Here is a 25074-nt window from a genome sequence, read left to right as displayed (position 1 = left end):
CGCGCTGCCGCGCGCCGTGGGGTCGGTTCGTGGCCCGCTCGGGCTTCGAGGAGCAGTCAGGGGTGGTTCAGACGCCGAGCTGGGCCTTGACCTGGGCGACGGAGGGGTTGGTCAGGGCGGTGCCGTCGGCGAAGACCAGCGTGGGCACGGTCTGGTTGCCGTTGTTGGCCTTCTCGACCACCGCTGCGGCCTCGGGCTGGGCCTCGATGTCGACCTCGGCGAAGTTGGTGATGCCCTCGCGCTGCAGCTGCGACTTGAGGCGGTGGCAGTAGCCGCACCACGGGGTCGAGTAGAGGGTGAAGTCGCCGGTCATCGTTGTCTCCTGTGACGTCTAGGGTGGTCCTGTCGAGTCAACGATCTCGCGCCCCGCGACATTCCACCTCCCCACTGTGGCGAGCGCGGTCGCCGGCTCCCGCGAGCGACCCGCTCGACGTCACCAGCTCGACCACACCGAACCGACCATCGACCGACCCGCAGGAGCGTGCGTTGCCCACCCCCGAGGACCTCCTGGAGAACCTCGACCCCGAGCAGCGGGCCGCCGCCACCGCGCTGCGGGGGCCGGTCTGCATCGTGGCCGGTGCCGGCACGGGCAAGACCCGGGCCATCACCCACCGCATCGCCTACGGCGTGGCCACGGGCCTGTACGTGCCCACCGAGGTGCTGGCCCTGACCTTCACGACCCGCGCCGCCGGCGAGATGCGGGGTCGCCTCGCGCAGCTGCAGGCGCCGGGGGTGCAGGCGCGCACCTTCCACTCGGCCGCGCTGCGCCAGGCGCGCTACTTCTGGCCGCAGGTCTACGGCACCGAGCTCCCCGAGATCGTCGCCTCCAAGTTCGGTCTGGTCGCCGAGGCCGCCAACCGCGAAGGCATCCGGCGCCCCGACAACGCCGTCATCCGCGACCTCGCTGCCGAGGTGGAGTGGGCCAAGGTCAGCAACGTCCGTGGCACCGACTACCCCGACGTCGCACGACGCCGGGGTCGCGAGGTCGCCGACCTCGACCCCACCCGCGTCGCGGCCGTCATGAGCGCCTACGAGGACGTCAAGCGCGAGCGGGGGCGCATCGACTTCGAGGACATCCTGCTCATCACCGCGGCGATCCTCGCCGACGACGAGCGCATCGCCGCCCAGGTCCGACGGCAGTACCGCTGGTTCGTGGTCGACGAGTACCAGGACGTCAACCCGCTGCAGTCCACGCTGCTCGACCTGTGGCTCGGTGGCCGCGACGACGTGTGCGTCGTGGGTGACCCGCGGCAGACGATCTACACGTTCGCCGGCGCCTCGCCGCGCATCCTCGGGGACTTCGCGCAGCGCTACCCCGACGCCGAGCGGATCCAGCTGGTGCGCAACTACCGCTCCACGCCGCAGGTGGTGGCCGTCGCGAACGCGGTGTTCCAGGGGGCCGCGGGCGAGGCGCACGGCCGACCGCTGCAGTCGCAGGCCGCGCCAGCGGAGCCCGTCCGCTACCTCGGCCACAACGACGAGCCGAGCGAGGCCGCGTCGGTGGCCGACGAGATCGTGCGTCTTCACCGCTCGGGCGTGCCGTACCGCGAGATGGCGGTGCTGTTCCGCATCAACGCGCAGTCCGAGGCGTTCGAGGAGGCCTTCGGCGAGCGCGACATCCCCGTCACCCTGCGCGGGGTCGAGGGGTACTTCCAGCGTGCCGAGGTCCGTCAGGCGGTCACGCTGCTGCGCGGTGCGGCGCGAGCCGGCGACGACGGCACCGACGCCACCACCGATGCCGGGTCACCGGACCACGGACGTCTCGGCCACGAGGTGCGCGCGGTGCTGGCGAGCATGGGCCACACCGAGACGGCGCCGTCCGGCAGCGGCGCCACCCGCGACCGGTGGGAGTCGCTGCACGCGCTCGTCACCATGGCCGACGACCTCGCCGAGGCCCGCGGTGACGCCACGTTGGCCGATCTCCTGGCCGACCTCGAACGACGTGCCCAGGCGTCGCACGCACCCACGGCCGAGGGCGTCACGCTGGCCACCCTCCACGCCGCGAAGGGCCTGGAGTGGGATGCCGTGTTCTGCGTCGGCATGCACGAGGGCATGCTCCCGATCGTCCACGCCGACACGCCCGAGGGGGTGGCCGAGGAGCGCCGACTGTTCTACGTCGGCGTCACCCGCGCACGCCGCCACCTGACGATCTCCTGGTCGCGGGCCCGCAAGCCCGGCGGACGTCAGGGCCGCAAGCCCACCCGCTTCCTCGATCCTCTGCTGCCGCCGGACCACCCGTCCCGCGGCGGCACGGTGGGCCCGCGCCCCAAGAAGCGCACCAACACCGAGCTCGAGGCGCTCGACCCGGCCGACCGCGCCCTGTTCGACCGGCTCAAGCAGTGGCGGAGCGAGCAGGCGGCCGAGGCCAAGGTGCCGGCCTACGTCGTGTTCACCGACGCCACGCTGCTCGCGCTGGTGGAGCTGCGCCCGCGCGACGAGCGCGGACTCGTGGGCATCCCCGGCATCGGCCAGACCAAGCGCGAGCGCTACGGCGAGGGCGTGCTGGCGGTGCTCAGCGCGTCGGAATAGCCGAGCGCGAGGGTCGAGCGAGCGGTCCCCACCACGGCGTCGGTGAGCCCGTCGAGCAGTGCCGAGGGTGTGCGCCACCGTTGCCACCACAGGACGGTGCGCATCGTCGGACCGCCCAGGTCCACCAGGAGCGGGTGCTCCCGCGCGTGCTGTCGCGGCACCAAGCCCCAGCCGAGGCCGAGCGCGACCGCGCGGGTGAAGTCGTGCGACGAGGGGACCAGGTGGCGCGGCGTGGCATCGGCATCGACGTCACGCGTGGTGAGCCAGTCCCGCTGGAGCGTGTCGGTGCGGTCGTAGTCGACGCGCGGGGCCTGCCGGAGGGCCGCGGCGTCGACGCCGTCCGGCGCCCAGCGTCGGACCCACGACGGCGCGGCCATGGCGCGGTACTCGATCGCACCGAGCGGTTCGACACGGCACCCGGGAACGGGGTCGCTCTGCGCGGTGATCGCCGCGACGACCGTGCCGTCCTCGAGCATCCCGGCGGTCCGGCTCTGGTCCTCGCGGTGCAGCTCGACCTCCACCTCGTGCGAGGCGGTGAACGCGGCCAGGGCATCGAGGAACCAGGTGGCCAGCGAGTCGGCGTTGACGGCCACCGCCAGGTGCGGTCGACGTGGGCCGGTCAGACCGAGCTCGGTCGCGACGTCCTGGTCCAGCAGGGCGACACGACGGGCGTACCGCAGGACGGCCTCGCCGGCATCGGTCGCCCTGACGGGAGTGCTACGGACGAGCAGCCTCTGCCCGAGCGCCTGCTCGAGCGCCTTGACCCGCTGGCTCACCGCCGACGGGGTCACGTGCAGCTGACGCGCCGCGGCGTCGAAGGTCCCGGCGTCGACGACCGCCGCCACGGTCCAGGCGGCCACGGGGTCGGTCCACATGAAGCAAGTCTAATGACACTGCAGGATTCTTCGCTGTACCTGAGGATCGATCCTCCCTAGCGTGGACGTCATGACCAGCCTTCTCGCGGGACTCGGCACCGGGCTCGCGCTCATCGTGGCCATCGGCGCACAGAACGCGTTCGTGCTGCGCCAGGGCCTGCGCCGCGAGCACGTGGGCCTCGTGGTGGCCGTGTGCGCGCTCTCCGACCTCGTGCTCATCGGCGTCGGCGTGACCGGCCTCGGTCGCGTGGTCGACGCCGTGCCGTGGTTCGTCGACGCAGCGCGGTGGGGTGGCGCGGCCTTCCTGGCGGGGTACGCGGTCCTCGCGGCACGGCGGGCCCTGTCCTCGAGCGGCGAGGCGCTCGAGGTCGGCGCGGGAGCGGCGTCCTCGGACGCCGACCGGGCCCCCGGGGTGCTGAAGGTCCGCTCCTCCGCCACCCGCGTGGCGGCGACCGCCCTCGCGCTGACGTGGCTGAACCCGCACGTCTACCTCGACACGGTGGTGCTCCTCGGCTCGGTGGCCGCCTCCCACGGGGGGAGCCGCCTCTGGTTCGCGGTCGGCGCGATGACGGCGAGCGTGCTCTGGTTCGGTGGCCTCGGGTACGGGGCGCGGCACCTCGGCCGATGGCTGCGGGACGCGAGGGCCTGGCGGATCCTCGACGGAGTGATCGCCTGCCTGGTGCTCGTGCTGGCCGTCACGCTGGTCGTCGGAGGCTGAGGGGTCGAACGGATCCCTCAGGGCGGTGGGGCCGAGCCGGGTCGACCGGGCCCGGTCACTCGGGCGGTGCCCACGAGGAGGGGACGAACCCCGGGACGGACTCCTCCAGGATCGAGCGGAACGGGGCGGTGGCACCGAGCTGGCAGAGCACGCCGACGCCGCCGATCCACACCCGGTGGATCAGCAGGTACTCCGGCGGCAGGTTGATCTTCAGCGACGTCGACATGCCCTCGCCGCCGAGACCCACTCGGGTGGCCTGGTCGCGCAGCCAGGCCCGCGAGAAGGTGAACTCCTCGGCCACGGCGGGCTCGACGAACGGCGCGACGTAGGCGGCCATCACCTCGGGGTCGATCTTCGTGCCGGGCCGCAGGAATCCCTCGCCGCGCAGACCGTCGGTCACCGCCTCGGCATCACCGGAGACGGCGGCCGTGAGCAGCGGTCCCAGGGCGCGGGGGAGCCCGTCGGGGAGGTGGGCGACCGCACCGAAGTCGACGATCCCCAGGCGCCTGTCGGGCAGGATCCGGAAGTTGCCGGGGTGCGGATCGGCGTGCAGCATGCCCACGCGATCGGGGCTCGCGAGCAGGAACCGCACGTACCGCGAACCGTAGAGGTCGCGGTCGGCCTGGCTGCCGGAGCGGATCAGCTCGGCGAGCGAGCTCGTGCTCTCCATCCACTCGCTCACGAGCACGCGCTCGGTGCCGTCGACGACGGCCGGGACCATGAGGTCGGGGTCGTCGCGGTACTCCTCGTGGAAGCGCTGCTGCGCCGTGGCCTCGAGCCGGTAGTCGAGCTCCTCGACCACCCGCTCCTCCAGCTCGGCGAGGAGGGCCTTGACGTCGATGCCCGGTGCGAGGACACCGAGGAGCCGCGAGATCCTCGAGAGCTGGCGCAGGTCCGACCGCAGTGCCTTCGCCGCACCCGGGTACTGGATCTTGACGGCGACCTCGCGGCCGTCGTGCCAGCGCCCGCGGTGCACCTGGCCGATGGACGCGGCCGCGGCCGGCTGGTCACCGATCTCCACGAGCCGCTCCCGCCAGTCCTCGCCCAGCTCGGCGACGAGCTGGCGGTGCACGACGGCCACGGGCATCGGCGGCGCGGCGTCCTGGAGCTTGGTGAGGGTCTCGCGGTAGGGCGCGGCGATCTCCTCGGGGAGGGCGGCCTCGAAGATGCTCATGGCCTGGCCGACCTTCATCGCCCCGCCCTTGAGCTGACCGAGCACGGTGAACACCTGCTCAGCGGTGCGGCGCTGCACCTCGGTGACCACGGCGTCGGCGGGAGCACCGCCGATGCGACGTCCGACGCCGAGGGCCGTCCGCCCCGCGAAGCCCACGGGGAGGGCCGCGAGCCTGGCCCCACGCGTGAAGGCACCGACAGGCAGTGACGAGCGCGAGCGTCGGCTCGAACCACCGTCGGTGGGCTCGACCTCGTCCTCGTCATGGGTCACGACCTCAGGATAGGTCGATCGTCCTCACTCGGCCCGGTGCAGGAGGCTCGTGCAGCCCTCGTGGACGAGGACGGCTTCGTGCTCGAGCCGCCTGCCACCGAGGTGCAGCACCGCTCCCACCGTCTCGGGCCGACGGCGCTCGGCCCACGCGAGGGTCTGCTCGGCCGCGAGTGCGGCGGCCCGGAGCACCAGGCTCGTGGCCGGACGAGGTGGTGGAGCCGGGACGAGGGGCCGGCCGAGCTGGGGGAGCGTGGCACGCCACGCCGGGTCCCACGCGGCACGCGCCGCGTCGTGGCAGCCGAGGCACGGTGTGCGACCGGCGAGCGTGAGCGGACCCAGGCGCCCCCAGTCGTCACCGAGCACGAGCGGGAGGACCGGCACGCCGGTCTCGACGGCGCGCGCCACCCAGCCGCGCGGCGGCTCGCCCGCCGCCACCAGCACGAGGAGCGCCGACGCGTCGGACGGGTCGGGGCGCAGTCCGAGGTCGTCGAGGGCGGTCCGGACGAGAGCCGCCGCCCTCTGGCTGCCGCCCCAGGCCTGCACGCGCAGCGTGAGTGCCGGGGGAGCAGTGGGCGGGTGCGGGTCGAGTGCTCCTCGCGCCACGAGCTCGTTGACCACGGCGGTCACGTCGTCGACGAGCTCGGGCACCCGTTCCGACGCCAGGCGGGCGAGCGCGTCGAGCCCGCGCCCGTCGAGCAGGCGCAGCAGCTGCACGAGTCCGGGCCGGTCGGGAACCAGGACACCGGCCGCCCACCGACCACGAGGGTGCGGGCGTCCCGACGGACGACGTCGCCACCGGGAGGCAGGACGGGCCGCAGCTGCATGGCCCCAGCCTGCCGAGCGCACCCGGACCTGACGAGGCCGACGTCCACAGCGGACGCGGCCGAGCCGGCGCAGGGTTCGGCTCAGGCCTTGCCGAGGATGCGGTTCAGCTTGGTGCCGCACTCCGGGCAGGTGCCCTTCGCCATCCGGGTGCCCTTCTCGCTGACGACGACGTCGCCCGTGGCCTCGCGCTTGTCCTTGCACTTGACGCAGTAGAACTCGCCGCTCCAGGTCTCCGACATGGCTGCCTCCCGTGGGTGTGGTGCTCGTCACACGCACTCTAGCGGCCACTCGGTCCGGGAGCCTCGGGTCGCAGCCAGGGCGAGTCCCCGGCGGGCCTGGACGGTGGCGCCGGGGCGGGTTTCGAACCGGGCTCGCGGGGGGCGGAGGCGGACATGGAGCAGCCGGGCTCCCGAGGGGGTCTGCCTTCCCCTGCGGACCGTGTTCGGGAGCCCGGCTGAGGGACAACGTAGGGGTCGGGGGAGTCGGCGTCAACCGATCTGCGGAACTGGTTGTCCACTCCTGTGGACAAGGTTGTGGGGAACGTGTGGGGATCGCCGGAGAGGGGTGTGGACGGCCGGTGGACAGACCGCCGTCGGACGGTGCACGTACCGGTGGCGAGCCGCCGGCCCAGCCCTCTGACCTGCGCGGAGTCCCACGCGAGCGGCCGGGGTCCTGTGGACGGAAAGATCCTCGTCCGTGGAGTCGTGCCCTACCGTGCTCGACGTGGGCGAGGTGGAGATCAGGCGCAGTGCGCGACGTCGGCGGACCATCCAGGCGTACCGCGACGGCGACCGGACGATCGTGCTCGTGCCGGCGCACCTCACCCCCGAGCAGGAGCGCGAGGAGGTGGCCCGTCTCGTCGCGCGCCTCGACGCCCGAGCCGAGCGGTCACCGCGCAGCGACGCCGCCCTCATGACGCGGGCGCTCGAGCTCTCCGAGCGGTACCTGGAGGGCCGTGCCCGACCCACGTCGGTGCGGTGGGTCACGAACCAGAGCACGCGCTGGGGCTCGTGCACTGCGTCCACCGGGGCCATCCGCATCTCCCACCGGGTCCGGGACATGCCCGACTACGTCGTCGACCACGTGGTCCTGCACGAGCTCGCGCACCTCGTGGAGGCCAACCACTCACGGCGGTTCTGGGCGCTCCTCGAGGGCTACCCCCACGCGGTCAAGGCCGAGGGGTTCCTCGAAGGCGTGTCCTGGCAGCAGCGATGAGGGCGAGCGTGTCGGCGTCGGTCGGCTCCACGGCCTCGTCCACGCCGAACCAGCGCACCGGGTCCTCGCCCTCGGCCACCACGGGCTCGGCCCCGACCGGCGCCACGGCGAGCAGCTGCACGTCGAGGTGGTGTCCGCCGGGGGAGCAGAACGGCACGGCGTGGCGCGACAGCCTGAGCGGGACGGGATCCAGCCGCAGCCCCTCGATGCCGGTCTCCTCGAGTGCCTCACGAGCGCCGGCACCGACGACGTCGACGTCCTCCGGCTCGCAGTGACCGCCGGTCTGCAGCCACAACCCGGCCTTGGCGTGCCGCACGAGCAGCACGCGCTCGGCGTCGGCCGTGATCACCAGGGCGCTCACGGTCACATGGTCGGGGCGGCACGAGCGCAGCATGCCGTCGGGTGCTGTCGCCAGGTGCTCCAGGTACCGCAGGCGGAGCGCCTCCTGGTCGCCGTCGGGCGCCGTCCACGCCTCGAGGGTGTGGACGGCGCTGGTGTGCAGGCTCACCGCTCGTCGTCGGGCGAGGAGTCGGGCTCCTGCGACAGCAGCTCGTCGAGCGCCGCGTCGAAGCCGTCGTCGGCCGTCTCGCCGCTGGCGAAGCCCAGCGGGTCGTCGAGGTCGGCCGCCGTGGGCATGAGGTCGGGGTGGGTCCAGGCCGCGTCGCGAGCCGCCGGTCCCTGACGGTCGCGGACGGCGGCCCAGAGGTTGGCCGCGTCGCGCAGTCGCCGGGGGCGGAGCTCGAGCCCCACCAGGGAGGCGAAGGTCTGCTCGGCCGGCCCGCCGGTGGCGCGACGACGTCGGACGGCCTCGGCGAGGGCCGGGGCCGACGGCATGTCGGCGGCGGCCTGCGCGACGACCTCGTCGACCCAGCCCTCGACGAAGGCCAGCAAGGTCTCGAGCCGATCGACGGCGTGCTGCTGGCCGGGCGTGCGCTTGGGCTCGAACAGCCCACCCTGCATGGCCTCGGCGATCGCCTCGGGCCGGGTGGGATCGATCTCGCGCACCTGAGCCTCGATGGCCTCGACGTCGATCCGGGTGCCGCTGCCGAACTCGTCGATCGCGCCGACCAGGGCCTGCTCGAGCCACGGTGCGTGGGCGAACAGACGGTGGTGCGCGCACTCACGGAGGGTGACGTGGAGCAGCACGTCGGCCGGGGAGTGCTCCAGGCCCTCGCCGAAGGCCGCCACGTTGTGCGGCAGCACGGCCGCCACGCCGCGGGGGCCCATCGGCAGACCGATGTCGGTGGACGACAGGACCTCGGTGGCGAGTCCGGCGAGCCCCTGGCCGATCTGCTGGGCGAACATGGCGCTGCCGGCCTGGTTGAGGATGCCGATGAGGGGTCCGGCCATCGCGCGGGCCTCCTCGGGGATGGCCTGACCGATCGCGCCGACGACGTTGTCGGCGATCGGCTCGACGAGGCGACGCCACGACGTGCCGGTGGCCTCGATCCACTCCGCGCGGCTCCAGGCGGCGGACGAGGTGGCGGCGGCGGGGACGTCGGTGACGCGGTCGAGCCAGGACTCGGCCAGGCGCACCGCGTCGGCGACGGCGCCCACCTGGCCCCCGTGCGGGGCCGGGTCGGGGCCGGCGGCGGCCACGGCCTTGCGCGCCACGTCGCGGGCGGTGCCGAAGTCGACGGACCCGTCCGATCCCGCTCCGCTGAACATCTGCTGCATCTGGCCGAAGAGCGCGCTCAGGTCCGGGGTCTGGCCGCCGAAGCCGGCCGCCGGGCCGCCCGCACCCGGAGCACCGCCCATCGATCCGCCGAGGGCACCGAAGATCTGCTCGAGCGGGGTCCCGGCGAAGGGGTTCTGGCCGGCAGGACCGGGATCAGGAGAGCCGGGGCCGGTGGGCTCCGGGCCGAAGCGGGGCTGCCTGGACGCCCCGCCAGGCGTGCCGTCGGGCGTGCTGTCGGGCTGGGGGTCCCGCGGGTCCTCGTCGGCGTCGTCGCGGTCGTCAGGATGGTCGGCCATGACGCCAGGGTATCGAGAGGGCCCACGTCCTCGACGTCTCGCGCAGCGGTGTGGTCTCGAGGTCCGGGGCCGTCGGCGTGCTCGGGCGGACCGCACTACCGTGGGTCCATGAGCTCGGTCCGCCTCGTCGACGTCCGCGACACCGCCTTGAGCCTCGACGAGGTGTTCGAGGCGGTGCGCGATCCCGCCGCGGGCGGGGTGGCGCTGTTCGTGGGCACGGTCCGCGACCACGACGACGGTCGCGACGTGGCAGCCCTCCAGTACTCCGCGCACCCGAGCGCCGTGCAGCAGCTGCGCGAGGTCGCGGAGCGCGTCGCGCACGAGGAGGACGTCGTCGCGGTGGCCGCCGTGCACCGGGTGGGCGACCTCGCCATCGGGGACCTGGCCGTCGTGGTGGCGGTCTCGGCCGGGCACCGGGCAGAGGCCTTCGCCGCCGGGCGCCGACTCATCGACGAGCTCAAGGCCGAGGTCCCGGTGTGGAAGCACCAGACCTTCGGCGCGGGCGACGCCACGTGGGTCGGGGCCTGTTGATCGTCGCGGCCCGTCTCGATCTGCTGCGCTTGCCGCTGAACCCTAGGGTGGGGCCGTGGCCGAGGACGTGAGACCCGACGACGCGGCGCCCGGCGCCGACCCCGAGCAGGATGCCGCGCACCGCCTCGGCCGTCGCTACGCGACGATGCTGGTCGCCGGCGTCAGCCTCGTGGCGCTCACCTGCGTGGCCTTCCTGCTGCCGGCCCCCTACGTGACGCTGCGTCCCGGTCCCGCCTTCGACACGTTCGGCGAGATCGGCGGGGAGAAGATGTTCACCTTCGGCAAGGGCGTCAAGACCTATCCCGTCGACGGGTCGCTCGACTTCACCACCGTCTCGGTCACCCGCGCCGACAGCCGGCTCACGCTCGGCGACGTCGTCAGCGCGTACGTCAAGCCCGACATCGCGGTCGTCCCGCGCGACGTGGTCTACCCCGACGGTGAGTCGGACGAGGCCTCCCGCAGCGAGGGCCAGGCCCAGCTGACGAGCTCGAAGGACAGCTCGCTCGTGGTCGCCCTGCGCGCCGCCGGCTACACCGTGGGCGAGGAGCCTGCGGTCGTCGACGTCGCCGACGACGGCGCGGCCGCCGGTGTCCTCGAGAGCGAGGACGAGATCACGGCCGTCGACGGCCGCGAGACGCCGACGTCCACGGCCGTCGTGGAGGCCGTCGGTCGGGTCGAGCCCGGCGAGACGGTGCGTCTGGACGTGGTCAGGGACGGCAAGGAGCGGACCCTCGACCTCGCCACGCGCCCCGACCCGAAGGATCCCGCGATCCCGCGCATCGGCGTCAGCCTCGGCACGCGCTACGACTTCCCGATCGACGTCTCGAACAACGTCGGCGACGAGGTGGGCGGCCCGAGCGCCGGCACGATGTTCGCGCTCGCCATCTACGACCAGCTCACCCCCGGCTCCCTCACCGGCGGGCGCACGATCGCCGGGACCGGGACCCTCAGCCCGGACGGCACGGTCGGGCCGATCGGGGGAGTGCAGCAGAAGATCGCCGGAGCGGCCGCGGCCGGCGCCACGATCTTCCTGGTGCCGAAGAGCAACTGCGAGGAGGCGACGCGCGGGTCCGACCACGGCCTGCGCCTGGTCTCGGTCTCGTCGTTCAAGGAGGCCGTCGCCGACCTGGAGGCCCTCGCCGAGGATCCCGATGCGAAGGTGGCCTCATGTCGATGACCCCACCGCCGGAGTCGTCCGGTGAGCCCCTGCCCTCGACCCCGCTGCGCCTCGTGGCCCTCGAGGTCGAGGCACACGTGGCCGTGGACGGCTGGGACCAGCCCGCGCGCATGTACGCCCTCGTGCGCACGGCGGCCCTCGTCGAGGCCGAGCCGGGTCTGGCCGAGCAGCTCGCCGTGTCACTGCGCGACGCGCCCGACGGCTTCACGACCATCGAGCAGGAGCTCCCGCAGGACGGTCGTCCCCTCGAGGACGTGCTCGAGGGCATCGAGTGGCCCGACGCCGTCGACGGCTGTGCCGTCGTCGTCGAACGGATCATGCTGCCCCCGGAGGCCGAGGCCGACCTGCCCGACGACCCCGACGCCCTGGTCGAGGCGGTGGCGCAGCATCCCGAGCGCAAGGACGTCCGGCTCGTGGCGGCCGTCGACCGTGAGGGAGGTGGGCACAGCGCGGTGCGTGCTCGCACCCCCGACGACGCCCCGCTGCTCGAGGGGCCCGACCTCGTGCCGGGCCTGGTGCACGCACTGCGCCGGACCCTGGATGCGAGTGCCTGACGTAGGCTCTGAGCCCACCCCCGAACCGCCTTCCCCACCCCCGGACCCCAGACCTGGAGCCCCGTGAGCGACATCTTCGGAACACCCCGCCCGAGACCCGAGCCGACGCCCGGCGGCGTGGACCGACGCCGCAAGGTCCTGGTGCCGACCCTGGTCACCCTGGCCGCGCTGCTCTTCCTCGGCTCGATCTTCACCACGGTCTGGACCGACCGGCTCTGGTTCGCGTCCGTCGACTACTCGCGGGTGTTCACCACGATCATCCTCAACCGCGTCGGCCTCTTCGCGGTGTTCGGCCTGTTCTTCGGGCTCGTCGTCGCGGCCAACGCCTGGCTGGCGTACCGGCTGCGCCCGGACTCGGTCCCGATGCGCCGTGACGACCCGGCCTTCCGGTACCAGCAGACCCTCAACCCGGTGAAGCGCGCCGCCCTCGTGGTGCTGGCGCTCGTGCTCACCGTGTTCGCCGGGTCGGTGGCCTCGTCGCGGTGGGAGACGTTCCAGATGTGGCGGCACGGGACGGCCTTCGGCGAGAAGGACGCGCACTTCGGCAAGGACATCGGCTTCTTCGTCTTCGACCTGCCGTGGTTCAACTTCCTGTCCTCCTTCCTGTTCGCGCTCGTGGTCGTGGCCGTGCTCGTCACGGTGTTCGTGCACTACGTCTTCGGCGGGATCCGGTTCGCCGGTCGTGGTCCGAAGTTCAGCCGTGCCGCGCAGGTCCACGTGGCGGTGCTCGTCGGCTTCGGCGTGCTGCTGCGCGCGTTCGGCTACTGGCTCGGCCGCTACAACCTCGCGGTCGGCGACTCCGGGTTGTTCAGCGGCATCGGCTTCACCGACGCGAACGCGCGAATCCCGGCGGCCAACATCCTCATCGGCGTCGCGATCGTGTGCGCGCTGCTGTTCTTCGCCGCGGCCTTCGTCAAGTCCTGGGTGCTGCCGGGCGTCGGTCTGGGTCTGCTGCTGCTCACGTCGGTGCTCATCGGCGGCGTGTGGCCCTACGTCATGCAGTCCTTCCAGGTCCGCCCGTCCGAGCCGGACAAGGAGGGCCCGTACATCGCCCGCAACATCGAGGCGACCCGCGAGGCCTACGACATCGCCGACGTGGAGACCGAGGACTACACGGCCACCACGACGCTCACCCCGCAGGAGCTGAACGCCTCGGCCGAGTCGCGGGTGAGCACGCGACTGCTCGACCCGACGCTCATCTCGCCGGCGTTCGAGCAGCTGCAGCAGGTGCGCGGCTACTACACCGTCCCCGAGACGCTCGACGTCGACCGCTACAAGCTGGGTGACGACGAGACGCCGCAGGACGTCATCATCGCGGCCCGCGAGCTGTTCCTGAACGGTCTGCAGGACTCCCAGCGCAACTGGGCCAACGACCACACGGTCTACACCCACGGCTACGGCATCATCGCCGCGCGCGGCAACCAGCGTGGCGCGCAGGGCGAGCCCGTGTGGGTGCAGAAGGACATCCCGCCGGTCGGCGAGATCGAGACCGAGGTGCCGCCGCGCATCTACTTCGGCGAGAACTCGCCGTCGTACTCCATCGTCGGACGGCCTGACGGTGCCGACCCGATCGAGGTCGACATCCCGCGCGGCGGTGGGGCCGGCGAGGACGACGGAGCCGAGAACGCCACGCAGAACACGTACGACGGCGAGGGTGGCGTGCCGGTCGGCAACCTGTTCCGCAAGGCGCTGTACGCGTTCAAGTTCGCCGAGCCGAACATCGTGCTGTCGAACCGCGTGAACGAGAACTCCAAGATCCTCTACGACCGTCACCCGCGTGACCGGGTCGAGAAGGTCGCGCCGTGGCTGACGGTCGACGGCGACACCTACCCGGCCGTCGTCGACGGCCGCGTGGTGTGGATCGTCGACGCCTACACGACGAGCAACAGCTACCCCTACAGCGAGCGGCGCTCGCTGCGGACGGCCACCGACGACACCCTCACGCAGGGGTCGGCGCAGGCGGCGCTGCCGACGGACAACGTGAACTACATGCGCAACTCCGTGAAGGCCGTCGTCGACGCCTACGACGGCTCGGTGAAGCTGTACCAGTGGGACGCGAAGGACCCGGTGCTCAAGACCTGGATGAAGGTCTTCCCCGGTGTCGTGGAGCCGAAGTCCGAGATCAGCGAGGGCCTGCTGGAGCACCTGCGCTACCCGGTGGACCTGTTCAAGGTCCAGCGCAACGTGCTCGAGCGCTACCACGTGACCGACGCGCAGACCTTCTACGAGGACGGCGAGCGCTGGCGCGTGCCGGAGGACCCGGCCACGCCGTCGGGCCAGACGCGCGCGCAGCAGCCGCCGTACTTCCTCACCACGACGCGCCCCGGCACGGAGGACCCCGCGTTCTCGCTGACGAGCGTCTACCTGCCCAACAGCAGGCAGAACCTGGCGGCGTTCATGTCGGTCAACTCCGAGGCGACCAGCGACGACTACGGCACGATGCAGATCCTGCAGCTACCGTCCGACACGCAGGTGCCGGGCCCGAGCCAGATCGCCAACCAGTTCAGCTCCGACCGTGGCGTGACGCAGGCGCTGCTGCAGTTCCGCCAGTCCGACGCGACGGTCCTGAACGGCAACCTGCTCACGCTGCCGGTCGGCGACGCGATGCTCTACGTCCAGCCGGTCTACATCCGGCGCCAGGCGAGCGAGGGCACCTACCCGGTGCTGCAGTTCGTGGCGGCGTCCTTCGGCGAGGAGGTCGGCTTCGGCCAGAACCTCGACGAGGCGCTCAGGGTGGCCCTCGGTCTCGAGGCGGGCTCGGTGCCCGACCCGGACGAGGATGAGGCCGGCGGTGGCGCCGGTGGCGGGGGCGGCGACGCCCCGGCCACGGAGGGCAAGACCACGCAGGAGTACCTCGAGGACGCCTCGGCCGCCTACTCGGCCGCCCAGACGGCTCTGGAGGAGGGCGACCTCGCCGAGTACCAGCGCCGCATCGACCAGATGAACGCTGCGGTGCAGGACGCGCAGGACGCGCTCGGCAACCAGGAGTGACGACGAGACGACCCCGGGCCCGCCGTGCGGGCCCCGGGGTCGTCCCGTGCGTGGGGTGTGCGTCGGTGTGTCGACGGCAGCCCGAGCCGACCGCCCTCGCGCCTGGCACCGAGGGACCTGTCGTGCGAGGCTGGACCGATGAGTCGGTATCCGTGGTGGGACCTGCACGCCCGGCTGCGCGAGGAGTGCGCGTCCGTCGACCTGACCCACGCCTTCCATCCTGGCCAGCCGCACTTCCCGGTCTTCCCCGACGAGCAGCGGAGCCAGGTCTTCGAGGTCGAGCGGGACGGGTTCGCCGTGCACCGCTACGAGCTGGTGGGGCAGTGGGGCACCCACGTGGACCCGCCCTCGCACTTCGTCGACGGTGCGCGGACGCTGGACCTCATCGGCGTCGAGCAGATGATCCTGCCGCTCGTCGTCATCGACGTCTCCGAGCGGGTCGTGGACGACCCCGACACCGTCGTGAGGCTCGAGGACGTCGAGGCCTGGGAGGCCGCGCACGGCCCGGTCCCGGAGGGCTCGTTCGTGGCCCTGCGGACCGACTGGCACCGCCGGTGGCCCGACGACGACGCGATGGCCAACCGCGACGAGGAGGGCGTGGCGCACTACCCGGGATGGTCGCGCGAGGTGCTCGAGCACCTGGTCGAGCGGGTGGGGGTGGCCGCCGTCGGCCACGAGACCACCGACACCGACCCGGGCAGCTCCACGTCGGCCGGTGACTACGGCCTCGAGCTGTACCTGCTGCAGCAGGACCGCTGGCAGATCGAGCTCATGGCGCACCTCGACCAGGTTCCGCCGGCCGGGGCGCTCGTCGTGGCGGCGTGGCCCAAGCCGCAGGGCGGCTCGGGCTTCCCGGCTCGAGTCTTCGCGCTGGTGCCGAGAGCGAGACCGTGACGATCGACGGGTGGCTCGCCCGCGCCGGGCTGGCGGTCGGCGTGCTCGGGATCGTCCTCGTCCCGGCGGGATGCTCCATGACCGATCCCGACGACCCGGTCCCCGAGGAGACGACTCCCGGGAAGAGGGGTCCCACCACGCCGATCCCCGAGGACCCGACGCTCACGGCGAAGCCGCCGGGTGGCAGCCAGCGCGTCACCGGCGTCGTCGAGCGGTCCCCCGAGGACCGGTGCCTCACGCTGGCCGCTGCCGGACGGACCTGGGTGCTCACGGGTGCGGTCGCCGGCCTGGAGGCCGGCGACCGCGTCACCGTGAAGGGCCGGCCCGACCCCGACGCGACCACCACCTGCCAGCAGGGACCGGTGCTCGTCGTCGTCGAGGTCGAGCGGGGCTGAGCGCTACTCCTGCTCGGCCGTGCCCGGGCTGGGCTTCAGCGGCTGCGCCGTCGCCGGTGCCGCCGGAGCGGTCGAGCCCGTGGCGGACGGCGTCGGTGACGGTGTCGGCTCGGGCTCCGAGCCGGTGACCCGCACCGACCCGCTGCCGAGCACCGCGCCCTCGGACGAGACGACCTGCATCTCGCCGAACAGGACACGCCCGTTCGTGGGCTCCGCGGTCGCGGTCAGCGACCCCGTCACCTCCGCGGTGGCACCGCGAGCCAGCTGGAGCTCGCCACCGTCGACGTCGAGCGTGCCGAGGCCGCCGGAGTAGAACACGTCGAGGTAGTCGTACTCCGTGGTGCCGGTCGGCACCGCGTAGCCGTCGACCACGACGGTGTAGGTGCCGGCGTCGGGCGCCTCGAGGGTTACCGACTCCTCGGAGTCGCCGTCGGCGGACTGACCGGCCTGCGAGCCGTCGGGTCCGAGGACCGTCAGGTCGAGGTCGGCACCGGCGTCGGACGTGCTGCCGATCGTCGCCGTCAGGCTCGAGGCACCCTCGGGCACCTCGACCTCGTACGACTGCTGGTCACCGTCGTCGATGCTCTTGCGCTCCGACAGGGCGCTGCCCAGGTCGCCGCCGCGCGGGGTGACCGCCACGGCGCCGAACTCGTTCTTCAGCGTCCAGGCCAGGTCGATCGGGCCACCGTCGGCCGCTGGAGCGACGTCCTGGGTTGCCGGCTCGACCGTGATGCCCTGGGCCGCGGCCGTCAGCGTGAACGGGTTCTCGAGCAGCGGCGACGTGCGGCGCGACTCCACCTCGATCTCCCACACACCCGGCAGCGGGTCGGCGTAGCTTCGCGACGTCGGCTTGCAGGCCTTGGCGTCGCTGAAGTTGGTGTAGCAGGCGGTGGACGCCGTCGAGTCGACCGGCACGCCGTACGGGTTGATCGCGATGAACCGCGTCTGGCTGCGGGTCGCGATGCCCGACAGGTTCACCTGCAGGGCCTTCGAGCCCTCGGGGACCGTCACGAAGTACGACGTGGAACGGTTCCGCTCGACCGTGCCGCGGCTCTCCTGGGAGAACGCAGGCTTGGCCAGGGCCGACGACTGCACGACCGTAACCATCACGCGGTGGTCGACCACCGGGGTGGCCGGGTCGTCGATCTCGACGATGGCCGCGTGGGCACCCTGCTTCTTCGTGGTGGCCGTGACCTTGAGCGTGGCGGCCTTGCCCTTGGCGAGCGAGATCGTCTTGGGCGCCTTGAAGGTGCCGTCGTTGCCGACGATCCTCACCCGGTGCTTGACCGACTTGGCCGTGCCCGACGTGCGGGTGACCTTCACGGTGTAGGCCTTGGCCTTCTTCAGCACCTGTCCGCCCTCACCCGCGGCGCAGCGGTTGTAGACGCCCGTCCCGCGTCCCGGCTTGGCCAGGAAGTCCGACAGCGGGGTGCAGACCGGTGCGTCGGTCGTGTAGTCAGCCGTGGTCGCCTTCTTCTGCAGCAGCTTCCAGGCACCCGCGACGTCGAGCTGGCCGGTGCCCTGACCGGCGACGGACTCACCCTTGAAGGGCTTGGCCGCGCTGTACAGGGCGTCGCGCAGACGCTTCGGGGTCACGGGGATCTCCTTGGCGAAGGTCCCCGACAGGAGCACGGCTGCGGCGCCGGCGGCCTGGGGCGACGCCATCGAGGTGCCGTTGAACATCGCGTACCCGACGGGCAGCGTGTAGCCGGCCTCGGCGAGGTCGGGCTGCTTGAGCCACTGCGGCACCGTCGAGATCGCCGAGCCAGGTGCGGAGATGTTCGGCTTGAAGCCGCCGGACTCCGTCGGTCCCCGCGACGAGAACGGGTGCAGGGCCAGCGGCGCCGAGACGACCGAGCCGTAGTTGGACTTCCAGGTCTCCTTGGAGATCGAGGAGGCGACGCTCACGACCTTGCCGGCGACCGACGGGTCACCGATCGTGTTGAGGCCCGGGCCGCTGTTGCCGGCCGAGATGAACAGCTGCACGCCGTAGTCGTCGATGAGCCGGTCGTAGACCGTCGCGCGGGCGTTGTTGGCGTCGTTGAGCGCCGGCAGCCCGCCGATGGACATGTTGACCACGTCGACGCCGCGGTTGGTGACGAGGTCGACCATGCCGTCGAGCAGGGCCGCGGACGTGCAGCCGCCACCCCACGTGCAGGCACGGGACGACACGATCTTCGCGCCGGGGGCCTGACCGTCCATGTCGCCGCCGAACATCGAGTTCGCGGCGGCGATGCCGGCCACGTGGCTGCCGTGGGCGTCCTCGACGATGCCGATGTTGACGAAGTCGGCCGTGCCGGGCAGGCCGTACGGCGCGAGGCTCACGTCCTCGCGGAACTCGACGACGAACGGCATGGACTCGACGACGTCGGTGCCCTTCGTGTCCGTGCCGAAGTGGCCGACCTGGAACGCCTCCTTGTAGGGGCGCATCTTCTCGGCGTCGGTGAAGGTGCGGTCCTGGTTCGCATCGACCCAGATGTCGTTGGTCGAGGTGTCGTAGAGCACGCCGAACTGGTCGGTCGTGTCGCCGTCGCGGTTCACGTCGCCGCCCGGCTCGCTGCCGGCGGTGATGCTCTCGCTGAACCGGCTGACGCGGAAGTCGCCGGAGCGCGGCGCGGTCCAGGTGGCCGACGCGTAGGAGAACGTCGGAGCGGCGCTGACCTCGGTGACCATGGGGCGCCAGGTGCCGTCGCTGTCGAGCACCGGGTCGGTGCCGGTGACCCAGTCGACGATCTTGCGGTCGCCGGTGGTCGTCTTCTGCAGGGCCGGGTGGTCGAGGTCCACGCCGGAGTCGATGACGCCGATCGTGACGCCGCGGCCGTCGTACCTCGGGTTCTTCTTCTTGAAGTCGACGGTGCCGGTCTCACGGGTGGGCATGTAGGGGTTGGCGTCGGGGGTGCCCTTGCCGGGCGCCGTGGACGGCGCGGAGCCGGCGGTGGAGGTCTTGCCGGGCTGCGGGTCGTCGATCGGGATGGTCTCGTCGAGGTCGACGGCGTCGACCTTGGAGAGCGCGGCGACCTTCTCGACGCGGGAGGTGGGGACGCTGGCCCGGACGTAGCCGAGCTTGTCGTCGACCCGGCCGACCCAGGCGCCGGCGGACTCCAACGAGTCGACCACGGCCTTGGTGGCCTTGCGCTCGGTAGCGATCATGACGGTCACGCGCTTCGCGCCGTCGCTGCGGGCGTCGGCGAGGAGCTCGCGGTCGGCCTGGCCGAGCTTGTCGGACGCGGGAGCGTCCTTCACCTCGTCGGTCTGGACGGTCCGCTCGGGAGCCTTGTCGAGCTTGGCCCGTGGATCGTCGGTGGCGGCGCCCGCCGTGCTCGCCGAGGTGACGGCGAGGGCGAGGGCGATGGTGGATGCTGCTCCTGCTCGGAGCAGAGGTGTGCGACGTGTGCGCAAGGTGGTGCGTCCTCTCTACATCCGGGCCGAGGCCCGGCGTCCCCCCGTGGGACGAGGCACGTCTGCCCGTGGGGCGCGACGTGCCTGCCCAGTCTCACCCCGGACGGCCGGGTGCGCCAGAGGCACTTGGCGCTCGCAACGGCACTTCACCGGATCGTCACCATGGTCCGCAGGCGGCACGAAGCCCCTCCCGTGTGGACGGAAGGGGCTTCGGATGCGGGGTCCTGCGGGTCTCAGCGCTGCAGGAACTCCAGGAGCACGCGGTTGAGCTCGTCGGCGTGGCTGACGTTGAACCCGTGCGGGCCGTCGGCCACGACGTGGACGGTGGCGTCCTTGACCGTCTCGCCGGTGCGCTTGCCGGAGACCTCGAAGGGGACGATGCCGTCGGCATCGCCGTGGACGACCAGGACCGGGACGTCGATCTTCTCCAGGTCGGCCCGGAAGTCGGTGGTGCCGAAGGCGTCGATGCAGCCGAGCATCGCCGTGGTGCTGGCGGGCTCGACGAGGGCGATCGCCTCCTGGCGCTGCTCCTCGGTGACCTTGAGCTCACCGTTCGCGCTGAAGAAGTCGGTCGTGAACCCGTCGAGGAACGCCTCGCGGCCTGACTCGACGCCCTGCTTCATGCCGTCGACGTCCTCCTGGGCGAGGCCGCCGTCGGGGTTGTCGTCGGTCTTGAGCAGGAACGGCGGGACGGCTCCGGCGAACACGGCCGAGCGGATGCGCTCGGACCCGCGGGCGCCGAGGTAGCGGGCGACCTCGCCACCGCCCATCGAGAAGCCGACGAGCGTGGCGTCGGTGACCTCGAGCTGCTCGAGCAGCCCGGCCAGGTCCTCGGCGAAGGTGTCGTAGTCGTAGCCGGTCTCGGGCTTGTCGCTGGCGCCGAACCCACGACGGTCGTAGGTGATGACGCGGTAGCCGGAGGCGGTCAGGGCGGGTACCTGCTCGGACCAGGATGCGCCGCTCAGGGGCCAGCCGTGGATCAGGACGACCGGTCGACCGTCGCCGCCGTGGTCGGTGTACTCGATCTGGATGCCGTTGGACTCGAGCGTGCTCATGCTGGTGCCTCCGTGGGTGTCGGGGATCGTGCGCTCTGAACGTGTTCAATTCTTGCTCGTGCGTTCATCGTCGCAACTCGAACGTGCACATTCTCATCGTGCACGTGGTAACTCGTGTTCTCACTCTGTGGGACGGGTCGGCGACGAAGACGCGCACGTCGTCCGGAACGGACGTACGCTCGCCGTGACGCACACCACAGTGCGTCGATCGACTGGCGTCCGCGAGGTGCGGGGGAGGCAGGTCCGAGGTGGCTGACTCACTGATCGAGAAGTCGCCGGTGCTGCGGCGGGTGCGCAGCGTCGGCAAGGCGCTCACGACGCCCCTGCACCCCGACGACTACCTCAAGCTCATCAACCCGTTGTGGTCCGCACGTCAGCTCCGCGGCCGGGTGGAGCGGGTGGAGCAGGTGACGGAGCGGTCGGCGACCCTGGTCATCAAGCCCGGGTGGGGCTGGTCCTTCGACTTCCACCCCGGCCAGTACATCGGCATCGGCGTCGAGATCGACGGCCGCTTCCACTGGCGCTCGTACTCGCTGTCGTCGGCCCCGGTCCGCTCCGAGGGCACGGTGGCCATCACGGTCAAGGCGATGCCCGAGGGCTTCTTGTCCGAGCACCTCGTGAGCGGGCTCGAGCCGGGCACCATCGTGCGGCTCGAGTCGCCGCAGGGGGACTTCGTCCTCCCAGACCCGCCGCCGGAGCGCGTGCTGTTCGTGGTGGGCGGCAGCGGAATCACCCCGGTGATGTCGATCCTGCGCACCCTCGACCGCCGCGACTCCATGCCCGACGTCTTCCTCGCCTACTCCGCGGTCGACGAGGACGACATGATGTTCCTCGACGAGCTGCGCGAGCTGGCCCAGAAGCGGGAGTCGTTCACGTTCTACGAGCGGTTCACCGACACCGACGGCTTCCTGACCCCCGACCAGCTCGGCGACATCTGCTCGGACTGGGCGGAGCGCGAGACGTGGGCGTGTGGTCCGCAGCCCATGCTCGACGCGATCGTCGAGCACTACGAGAAGCTCGGCCGCGAGGACGAGCTGCACGTCGAGCGCTTCACGCTCGGCGCCACCGAGACCGACGCCGAGGGCGGCACCATCACCTTCGGCGACACCGGCAAGAGCATCGAGGCCGATGGGGCCACGACGTTGCTCGAGGCGGGCGAGAAGGCCGGCGTCAACATGCTGTTCGGCTGCCGCATGGGGATCTGCCACACCTGCGACGTCCCGCTGCTGTCCGGTCGCGTGAAGGACCTGCGCAGCGGCGACGAGCACACCGAGGGCGAGTACGTGCAGACCTGCATCAGCGTCGCCGCCACCGACTGCACGCTCAAGATCTGAGGAGAGACACATGGCCTACGCCGACGTCCGCGAGTACACCCACCTGACCGACGAGGAGGTGGAGGCGATCGGGCGCGAGCTCGACGAGATCCGCGCCCAGGTCGAGGCCGATCGCGGTCAGGCCGACCGCGACTACGTGATGCGCATCATCACGCTGCAGCGTCGCCTCGCCGCGGCCGGGCGCATCACCCTGTTCGCCAGCATGTTCCCGCCGGCCTGGCTGCTCGGCACGGCACTGCTGTCGTCGGCCAAGATCCTGGAGAACATGGAGATCGGCCACAACACGATGCACGGCCAGTGGGACTGGATGAACGACCCGGAGGTGCACTCCAGCAGCTGGGAGTGGGACACCACCCAGCCCGCGGAGCAGTGGAAGCACTCGCACAACTACATCCACCACCAGTTCACGAACGTGCTCGGCCACGACAACGACGTGGGCTACGGCATCCTGCGCATGAGCCGCGACCAGAAGTGGACGCCCTACAACCTGGGGCAGCCGATCTACAACGCGCTCCTGGCGATGTTCTTCGAGTGGGGCGTGGCCCTGCACGACCTCGACATCGAGGCGATCCGCAAGGGCGAGAAGGACCCGAAGCTGCTCAAGCGTCAGCTCAAGCAGATCGGCGACAAGGTCGGCAAGCAGGCGCTCAAGGACTACGTCGTGTACCCGGCCCTGACCGGCCCGGCGTTCATGAGCACCCTCACGGCGAACTTCACGTCCAACATCATCCGCAACGTGTGGGCGTACATGATCATCTTCTGCGGGCACTTCCCCGACGGGGCCGTGCACTTCACGGAGGAGGAGCTCGAGGACGAGACGCGCGCGGAGTGGTACCTGCGCCAGATGCTCGGCTCGGCGAACTTCCAGGGCGGCAAGCTGCTGCACATCATGAGCGGGCAGCTGGGCTACCAGATCGAGCACCACCTGTTCCCCGACCTGCCGAGCAACCGCTACGCGCAGATCTCCGAGAAGGTGCAGGACATCTGCGGGCGCTACGGCATCCCGTACACGACCGGTCCGCTGCACCGTCAGTACGGACAGGTGCTGCGCACGATCATGAAGCTGTCGCTGCCCAACCGCCGCACCAAGGACGACGCCACGCCGCCCCCGGTCCCGCGTGGGCGTCGCCGCGACGACGAGCGTCCGGGCCGTCGCCACGAGCTGGGGCGGTGGACGAGCACCGCCGCTGCCCAGTGAGCGGTCCGACGGTCGTCGTGAGAGGCCCCGTGGTCGACGGCGCGGCACTGCCGTTCGCCTGCGTCGACGACGCGGGTGTCGGCTCGCACGACCAGGTGGTCAAGAAGCGCGCCATCCGGTGCGCCCTGAGCCGCATCTGCGGGGTGTGCGGGTCGACGCTGGCTCGACCGATCGCATTCGTCGGCTCGTCCGACGAGGCGCTCGACGGTGAGTTCGCGTTCCCGCCCTGCCACGAGGCGTGTGCCCGGGAGGTGGCGGGCGAGGTCCGTCAGCGACTCGGCCGCCCGGAGCGTCCGCGACGCTGGGTGCTCGTGACGACGGCGGGATTCGACCTGGTCAGGCCCGCGCGGCGGGGGGAGCCGGTGTCGTTCCGGCCCAACTCGGTGCTGGCCCGCGAGACGCTCGAGCCCTAAGGGTGCCCAGCGGGCCTCAGATCGACTCGGCGCCGTCGATGAGGTAGCTGGAGCCGTCCTTGGTGAGCTGGAGCGTCACGGTCTCGGTGCGCCGGCTGCCCTCGTAGAGGTAGGAGTAGATGTAGGTGACGCGCATGGCCTCGGGATCGGGCGAGACGCGCTCGACGCGCACGTCCTCGACCTTGCTCCAGAAGCTCTCGTAGCCGGAGAGCCCACCGCTGGCCTGCTGGTACTCGGTGGTGAGCAGCTCGAAGCCCTTGCGCGGGTCGCCGGCGGCGGTCGTGACGTAGGTGTTGGCGAACTTCTCGAGCCGCTCGGCCAGCGACGTCGACTCCCCACCGGAGCCCTCGCCTCCATCGGCCGAGGCGACGGTGCTGGAGCCGTCGTCACCGCCGGAGGTGATGGCCACGCCCGTGACCGCCGAGGCCAGGACCGCGACGGCGGCTGCGGCTGCGAGGGCGAAGCGGCGGTCGCGCCACATCGGCGGGGGAGCGGCGTGCGAGCCCCGGCTCGGCTGCTCGGGCGACGGGAGCGGCGTGACCCGGGTGGCGTGGGGGTCGCGCCGGACGGTCGAGTCGGGCGGCGCCGTGAGCTCCGCGGCATCCGTGGACCGAACCGGCGCGACGCTCGCGGGCGCGAGGCGTGGCGGCTGGTCGTCGGCGAAGTCGTCGCGGGAGACGTGGTCGATCAGAAGGTCGGCCAGCGCCGACCGGCGCGGTGCGCCGGGGTGGACGATGTCGTGCAGCAGGCCGGCCACCTCGCGCATCGAGGCCCGCTCGTCGGGCTCCTGCTGCATGGTGGCCGCCACGACCGGAGCCAGCGGGTGGTCGGCCGGGAGGATCGGCGTGGCCGAGTCCAGGATCTTCTGCACGGCCGTGATCGGGTCGTCGTCGGCGACGTCGAACGGCGGGGACCCGGTGGCGGCGTGGAACGCGGTGATCCCGAAGGCCCACACGTCGCTCGCCGTGGTGGCGGTGCGCCCGCGGGCGATCTCGGGGGAGAGGAAGGCCGGGGAGCCGGTGATCAGGCCGGTGCGCGTGAGCGCCTCGTCGATCTCGCGGCGCGCGATGCCGAAGTCGCCCAGCTTGGCCACGTCGCCGTCGGCGACGAAGACGTTGGAGGGCTTGACGTCGCGGTGGATCATGCCGGCGTCGTGCGCGGCGGCGAGCGCATCGGCAACCTGGGCGAGCAGGCGGGCGGCGCGGTCGGCCTCCAGCGGCATGCCGTCGCACAGGTCGGCGAGAGTCGGTCCGTCGACGTACTCCATGACGAGCCAGGTGTGCTCGTCGTCGTCGGCGATGTCGTAGACGGCCACGATGTTCGGGTGGTGCACGCGCGCGGCGAGGTGCGCCTCGCGCTCGGCACGGGCGGCATCGATCTCGGAGGAGCCGGGCGCGTGACCGAGGCGCTTGAGCGCGACGGTACGACCGAGCACGGTGTCGTGCGCGACCCACACGCTCGTGGCACCGCCCCGACCGATCTCACGGTCGAGCTCGTAGCGATCTGCGATCACGTCGCCTCCTTCCGCACCCCACGGTACGAGGCGATCACGA

The 25074-nt window shown here is 72.0% G+C and carries 22 protein-coding genes; 12 read left to right on the top strand and 10 right to left on the bottom strand.

Translation table 11 applies throughout. The annotated features are described in order from the left end of the window. Positions 1-67: 67 nt before the first annotated feature. On the bottom strand, positions 68-313 hold the full coding sequence (locus ASF37_RS03720; RefSeq protein WP_055966639.1) for a mycoredoxin: 246 nt from the start codon (positions 311-313) through the stop codon (positions 68-70). Positions 314-486: 173 nt separating this feature from the next. Between ASF37_RS03720 and ASF37_RS03715 the strand changes: the two genes are divergently transcribed. Beyond that, positions 487-2529: an ATP-dependent DNA helicase UvrD2 gene (locus ASF37_RS03715; RefSeq protein ID WP_055966642.1), complete on the top strand. Its 2043-nt coding sequence runs from the start codon at positions 487-489 to the stop codon at positions 2527-2529. Here ASF37_RS03715 and ASF37_RS03710 read toward each other — a convergent pair. Then, positions 2487-3404, bottom strand: coding sequence for a LysR family transcriptional regulator ArgP (locus tag ASF37_RS03710; RefSeq protein WP_056579123.1), 918 nt, complete (start codon positions 3402-3404; stop codon positions 2487-2489). The genes ASF37_RS03715 and ASF37_RS03710 overlap by 43 nt on opposite strands. 70 nt (positions 3405-3474) lie before the next feature. Here ASF37_RS03710 and ASF37_RS03705 point away from each other — a divergent pair, with 70 nt between their 5' ends. Then, the gene (locus ASF37_RS03705; protein ID WP_056579172.1) at positions 3475-4122 is read left to right on the top strand and encodes a LysE/ArgO family amino acid transporter; all 648 of its coding nucleotides are present in this window, start codon (positions 3475-3477) and stop codon (positions 4120-4122) included. 55 nt (positions 4123-4177) lie between these two features. On the opposite strand, the gene ASF37_RS03700 is transcribed toward ASF37_RS03705, so the two are convergent. The 3 genes from ASF37_RS03700 to ASF37_RS17435 form a co-directional block, all read right to left on the bottom strand. Next, positions 4178-5566, bottom strand: coding sequence for an AarF/ABC1/UbiB kinase family protein (locus ASF37_RS03700; RefSeq protein ID WP_082506361.1), 1389 nt, complete (start codon positions 5564-5566; stop codon positions 4178-4180). 24 nt (positions 5567-5590) lie between these two features. Continuing rightward, positions 5591-6280, bottom strand: a complete 690-nt coding sequence (locus ASF37_RS03695) for a hypothetical protein (RefSeq protein WP_056579122.1) — start codon at positions 6278-6280, stop codon at positions 5591-5593. 191 nt (positions 6281-6471) lie between these two features. After that, positions 6472-6630, bottom strand: coding sequence for a DUF5679 domain-containing protein (locus ASF37_RS17435; protein WP_164468777.1), 159 nt, complete (start codon positions 6628-6630; stop codon positions 6472-6474). A gap of 484 nt (positions 6631-7114) precedes the next feature. On the opposite strand from ASF37_RS17435, the gene ASF37_RS03690 reads away from it, so the two are divergent. After that, on the top strand, positions 7115-7606 hold the full coding sequence (locus ASF37_RS03690; protein WP_235499945.1) for a M48 family metallopeptidase: 492 nt from the start codon (positions 7115-7117) through the stop codon (positions 7604-7606). On the opposite strand, the gene ASF37_RS03685 is transcribed toward ASF37_RS03690, so the two are convergent. Both ASF37_RS03685 and ASF37_RS03680 read right to left on the bottom strand, forming a co-directional pair. Continuing rightward, on the bottom strand, positions 7560-8114 hold the full coding sequence (locus tag ASF37_RS03685) for an NUDIX hydrolase (RefSeq protein ID WP_055966662.1): 555 nt from the start codon (positions 8112-8114) through the stop codon (positions 7560-7562). The genes ASF37_RS03690 and ASF37_RS03685 overlap by 47 nt on opposite strands. Beyond that, positions 8111-9580, bottom strand: a complete 1470-nt coding sequence (locus tag ASF37_RS03680; protein WP_056579120.1) for a zinc-dependent metalloprotease — start codon at positions 9578-9580, stop codon at positions 8111-8113. The genes ASF37_RS03685 and ASF37_RS03680 overlap by 4 nt, the downstream gene beginning before the upstream one ends. A 108-nt stretch (positions 9581-9688) precedes the next feature. On the opposite strand from ASF37_RS03680, the gene ASF37_RS03675 reads away from it, so the two are divergent. The 6 genes from ASF37_RS03675 (at position 9689) to ASF37_RS03650 (ending at position 16122) form a co-directional block, all read left to right on the top strand. Continuing rightward, the gene (locus ASF37_RS03675; RefSeq protein WP_055966669.1) at positions 9689-10111 is read left to right on the top strand and encodes a molybdenum cofactor biosynthesis protein MoaE; all 423 of its coding nucleotides are present in this window, start codon (positions 9689-9691) and stop codon (positions 10109-10111) included. A 55-nt stretch (positions 10112-10166) separates the two neighbouring features. Continuing rightward, a complete protein-coding gene (locus tag ASF37_RS03670; protein ID WP_055966672.1) occupies positions 10167-11288 on the top strand; it encodes a PDZ domain-containing protein in 1122 nt (373 codons plus the stop codon). Beyond that, positions 11279-11842, top strand: coding sequence for a PPA1309 family protein (locus ASF37_RS03665; RefSeq protein WP_200914528.1), 564 nt, complete (start codon positions 11279-11281; stop codon positions 11840-11842). The genes ASF37_RS03670 and ASF37_RS03665 overlap by 10 nt, the downstream gene beginning before the upstream one ends. Before the next feature lie 63 nt (positions 11843-11905). Further along, positions 11906-14833, top strand: coding sequence for a UPF0182 family protein (locus ASF37_RS03660; protein WP_056579119.1), 2928 nt, complete (start codon positions 11906-11908; stop codon positions 14831-14833). Between the two features lie 138 nt (positions 14834-14971). Further along, positions 14972-15727, top strand: coding sequence for a cyclase family protein (locus ASF37_RS03655; RefSeq protein WP_056579118.1), 756 nt, complete (start codon positions 14972-14974; stop codon positions 15725-15727). Then, positions 15724-16122, top strand: a complete 399-nt coding sequence (locus ASF37_RS03650) for a hypothetical protein (RefSeq protein WP_056579117.1) — start codon at positions 15724-15726, stop codon at positions 16120-16122. Before ASF37_RS03655 ends, ASF37_RS03650 begins: the two co-directional genes overlap by 4 nt. A 3-nt stretch (positions 16123-16125) precedes the next feature. Here the strand turns inward: ASF37_RS03650 and ASF37_RS03645 are convergent, their stop codons facing one another. Continuing rightward, positions 16126-19521, bottom strand: a complete 3396-nt coding sequence (locus tag ASF37_RS03645) for a S8 family serine peptidase (protein WP_082506359.1) — start codon at positions 19519-19521, stop codon at positions 16126-16128. Positions 19522-19754: 233 nt separating this feature from the next. After that, a complete protein-coding gene (locus tag ASF37_RS03640; RefSeq protein ID WP_056579116.1) occupies positions 19755-20576 on the bottom strand; it encodes an alpha/beta fold hydrolase in 822 nt (273 codons plus the stop codon). Between the two features lie 248 nt (positions 20577-20824). Between ASF37_RS03640 and ASF37_RS03635 the strand changes: the two genes are divergently transcribed. Genes ASF37_RS03635 through ASF37_RS03625 form a run of 3 tightly spaced genes read left to right on the top strand, consistent with a single transcriptional unit; the run spans position 20825 to position 23521 of the window. Continuing rightward, entirely contained in the window at positions 20825-21910 is a 1086-nt protein-coding gene (locus ASF37_RS03635) for a ferredoxin reductase (RefSeq protein WP_156364740.1), read from the top strand. A 10-nt stretch (positions 21911-21920) separates the two neighbouring features. After that, entirely contained in the window at positions 21921-23108 is a 1188-nt protein-coding gene (locus ASF37_RS03630; protein WP_056553748.1) for a fatty acid desaturase, read from the top strand. Positions 23109-23125: 17 nt separating this feature from the next. Beyond that, positions 23126-23521 (top strand): hypothetical protein, encoded by a 396-nt coding sequence (locus ASF37_RS03625; protein ID WP_156368116.1) that lies wholly within the window; start codon positions 23126-23128, stop codon positions 23519-23521. A gap of 16 nt (positions 23522-23537) precedes the next feature. On the opposite strand, the gene ASF37_RS03620 is transcribed toward ASF37_RS03625, so the two are convergent. After that, the gene (locus ASF37_RS03620) at positions 23538-25034 is read right to left on the bottom strand and encodes a serine/threonine-protein kinase (protein WP_056579114.1); all 1497 of its coding nucleotides are present in this window, start codon (positions 25032-25034) and stop codon (positions 23538-23540) included. Positions 25035-25074 lie beyond the last annotated feature (40 nt).

The sequence above is a fragment of the Aeromicrobium sp. Leaf289 genome (assembly GCF_001423335.1).
Taxonomy (GTDB): domain Bacteria; phylum Actinomycetota; class Actinomycetes; order Propionibacteriales; family Nocardioidaceae; genus Aeromicrobium.
This window is presented reverse-complemented; position numbering and strand designations above follow the sequence as displayed.

What these genes read in the sequence shown, in the direction of transcription:
- ASF37_RS03675 (WP_055966669.1), top strand. Translation starts at nt 9,689, where the DNA reads ATGAGCTCGGTCCGCCTCGTCGACGTCCGCGACACCGCCTTGAGCCTC.
- ASF37_RS03705 (WP_056579172.1), top strand. Translation starts at nt 3,475, where the DNA reads ATGACCAGCCTTCTCGCGGGACTCGGCACCGGGCTCGCGCTCATCGTG.
- ASF37_RS03720 (WP_055966639.1), bottom strand. Translation starts at nt 313, where the DNA reads ATGACCGGCGACTTCACCCTCTACTCGACCCCGTGGTGCGGCTACTGC.
- ASF37_RS03655 (WP_056579118.1), top strand. Translation starts at nt 14,972, where the DNA reads ATGAGTCGGTATCCGTGGTGGGACCTGCACGCCCGGCTGCGCGAGGAG.
- ASF37_RS03640 (WP_056579116.1), bottom strand. Translation starts at nt 20,576, where the DNA reads ATGAGCACGCTCGAGTCCAACGGCATCCAGATCGAGTACACCGACCAC.
- ASF37_RS03665 (WP_200914528.1), top strand. Translation starts at nt 11,279, where the DNA reads ATGTCGATGACCCCACCGCCGGAGTCGTCCGGTGAGCCCCTGCCCTCG.
- ASF37_RS17435 (WP_164468777.1), bottom strand. Translation starts at nt 6,630, where the DNA reads ATGTCGGAGACCTGGAGCGGCGAGTTCTACTGCGTCAAGTGCAAGGAC.
- ASF37_RS03710 (WP_056579123.1), bottom strand. Translation starts at nt 3,404, where the DNA reads ATGTGGACCGACCCCGTGGCCGCCTGGACCGTGGCGGCGGTCGTCGAC.
- ASF37_RS03680 (WP_056579120.1), bottom strand. Translation starts at nt 9,580, where the DNA reads ATGGCCGACCATCCTGACGACCGCGACGACGCCGACGAGGACCCGCGG.
- ASF37_RS03630 (WP_056553748.1), top strand. Translation starts at nt 21,921, where the DNA reads ATGGCCTACGCCGACGTCCGCGAGTACACCCACCTGACCGACGAGGAG.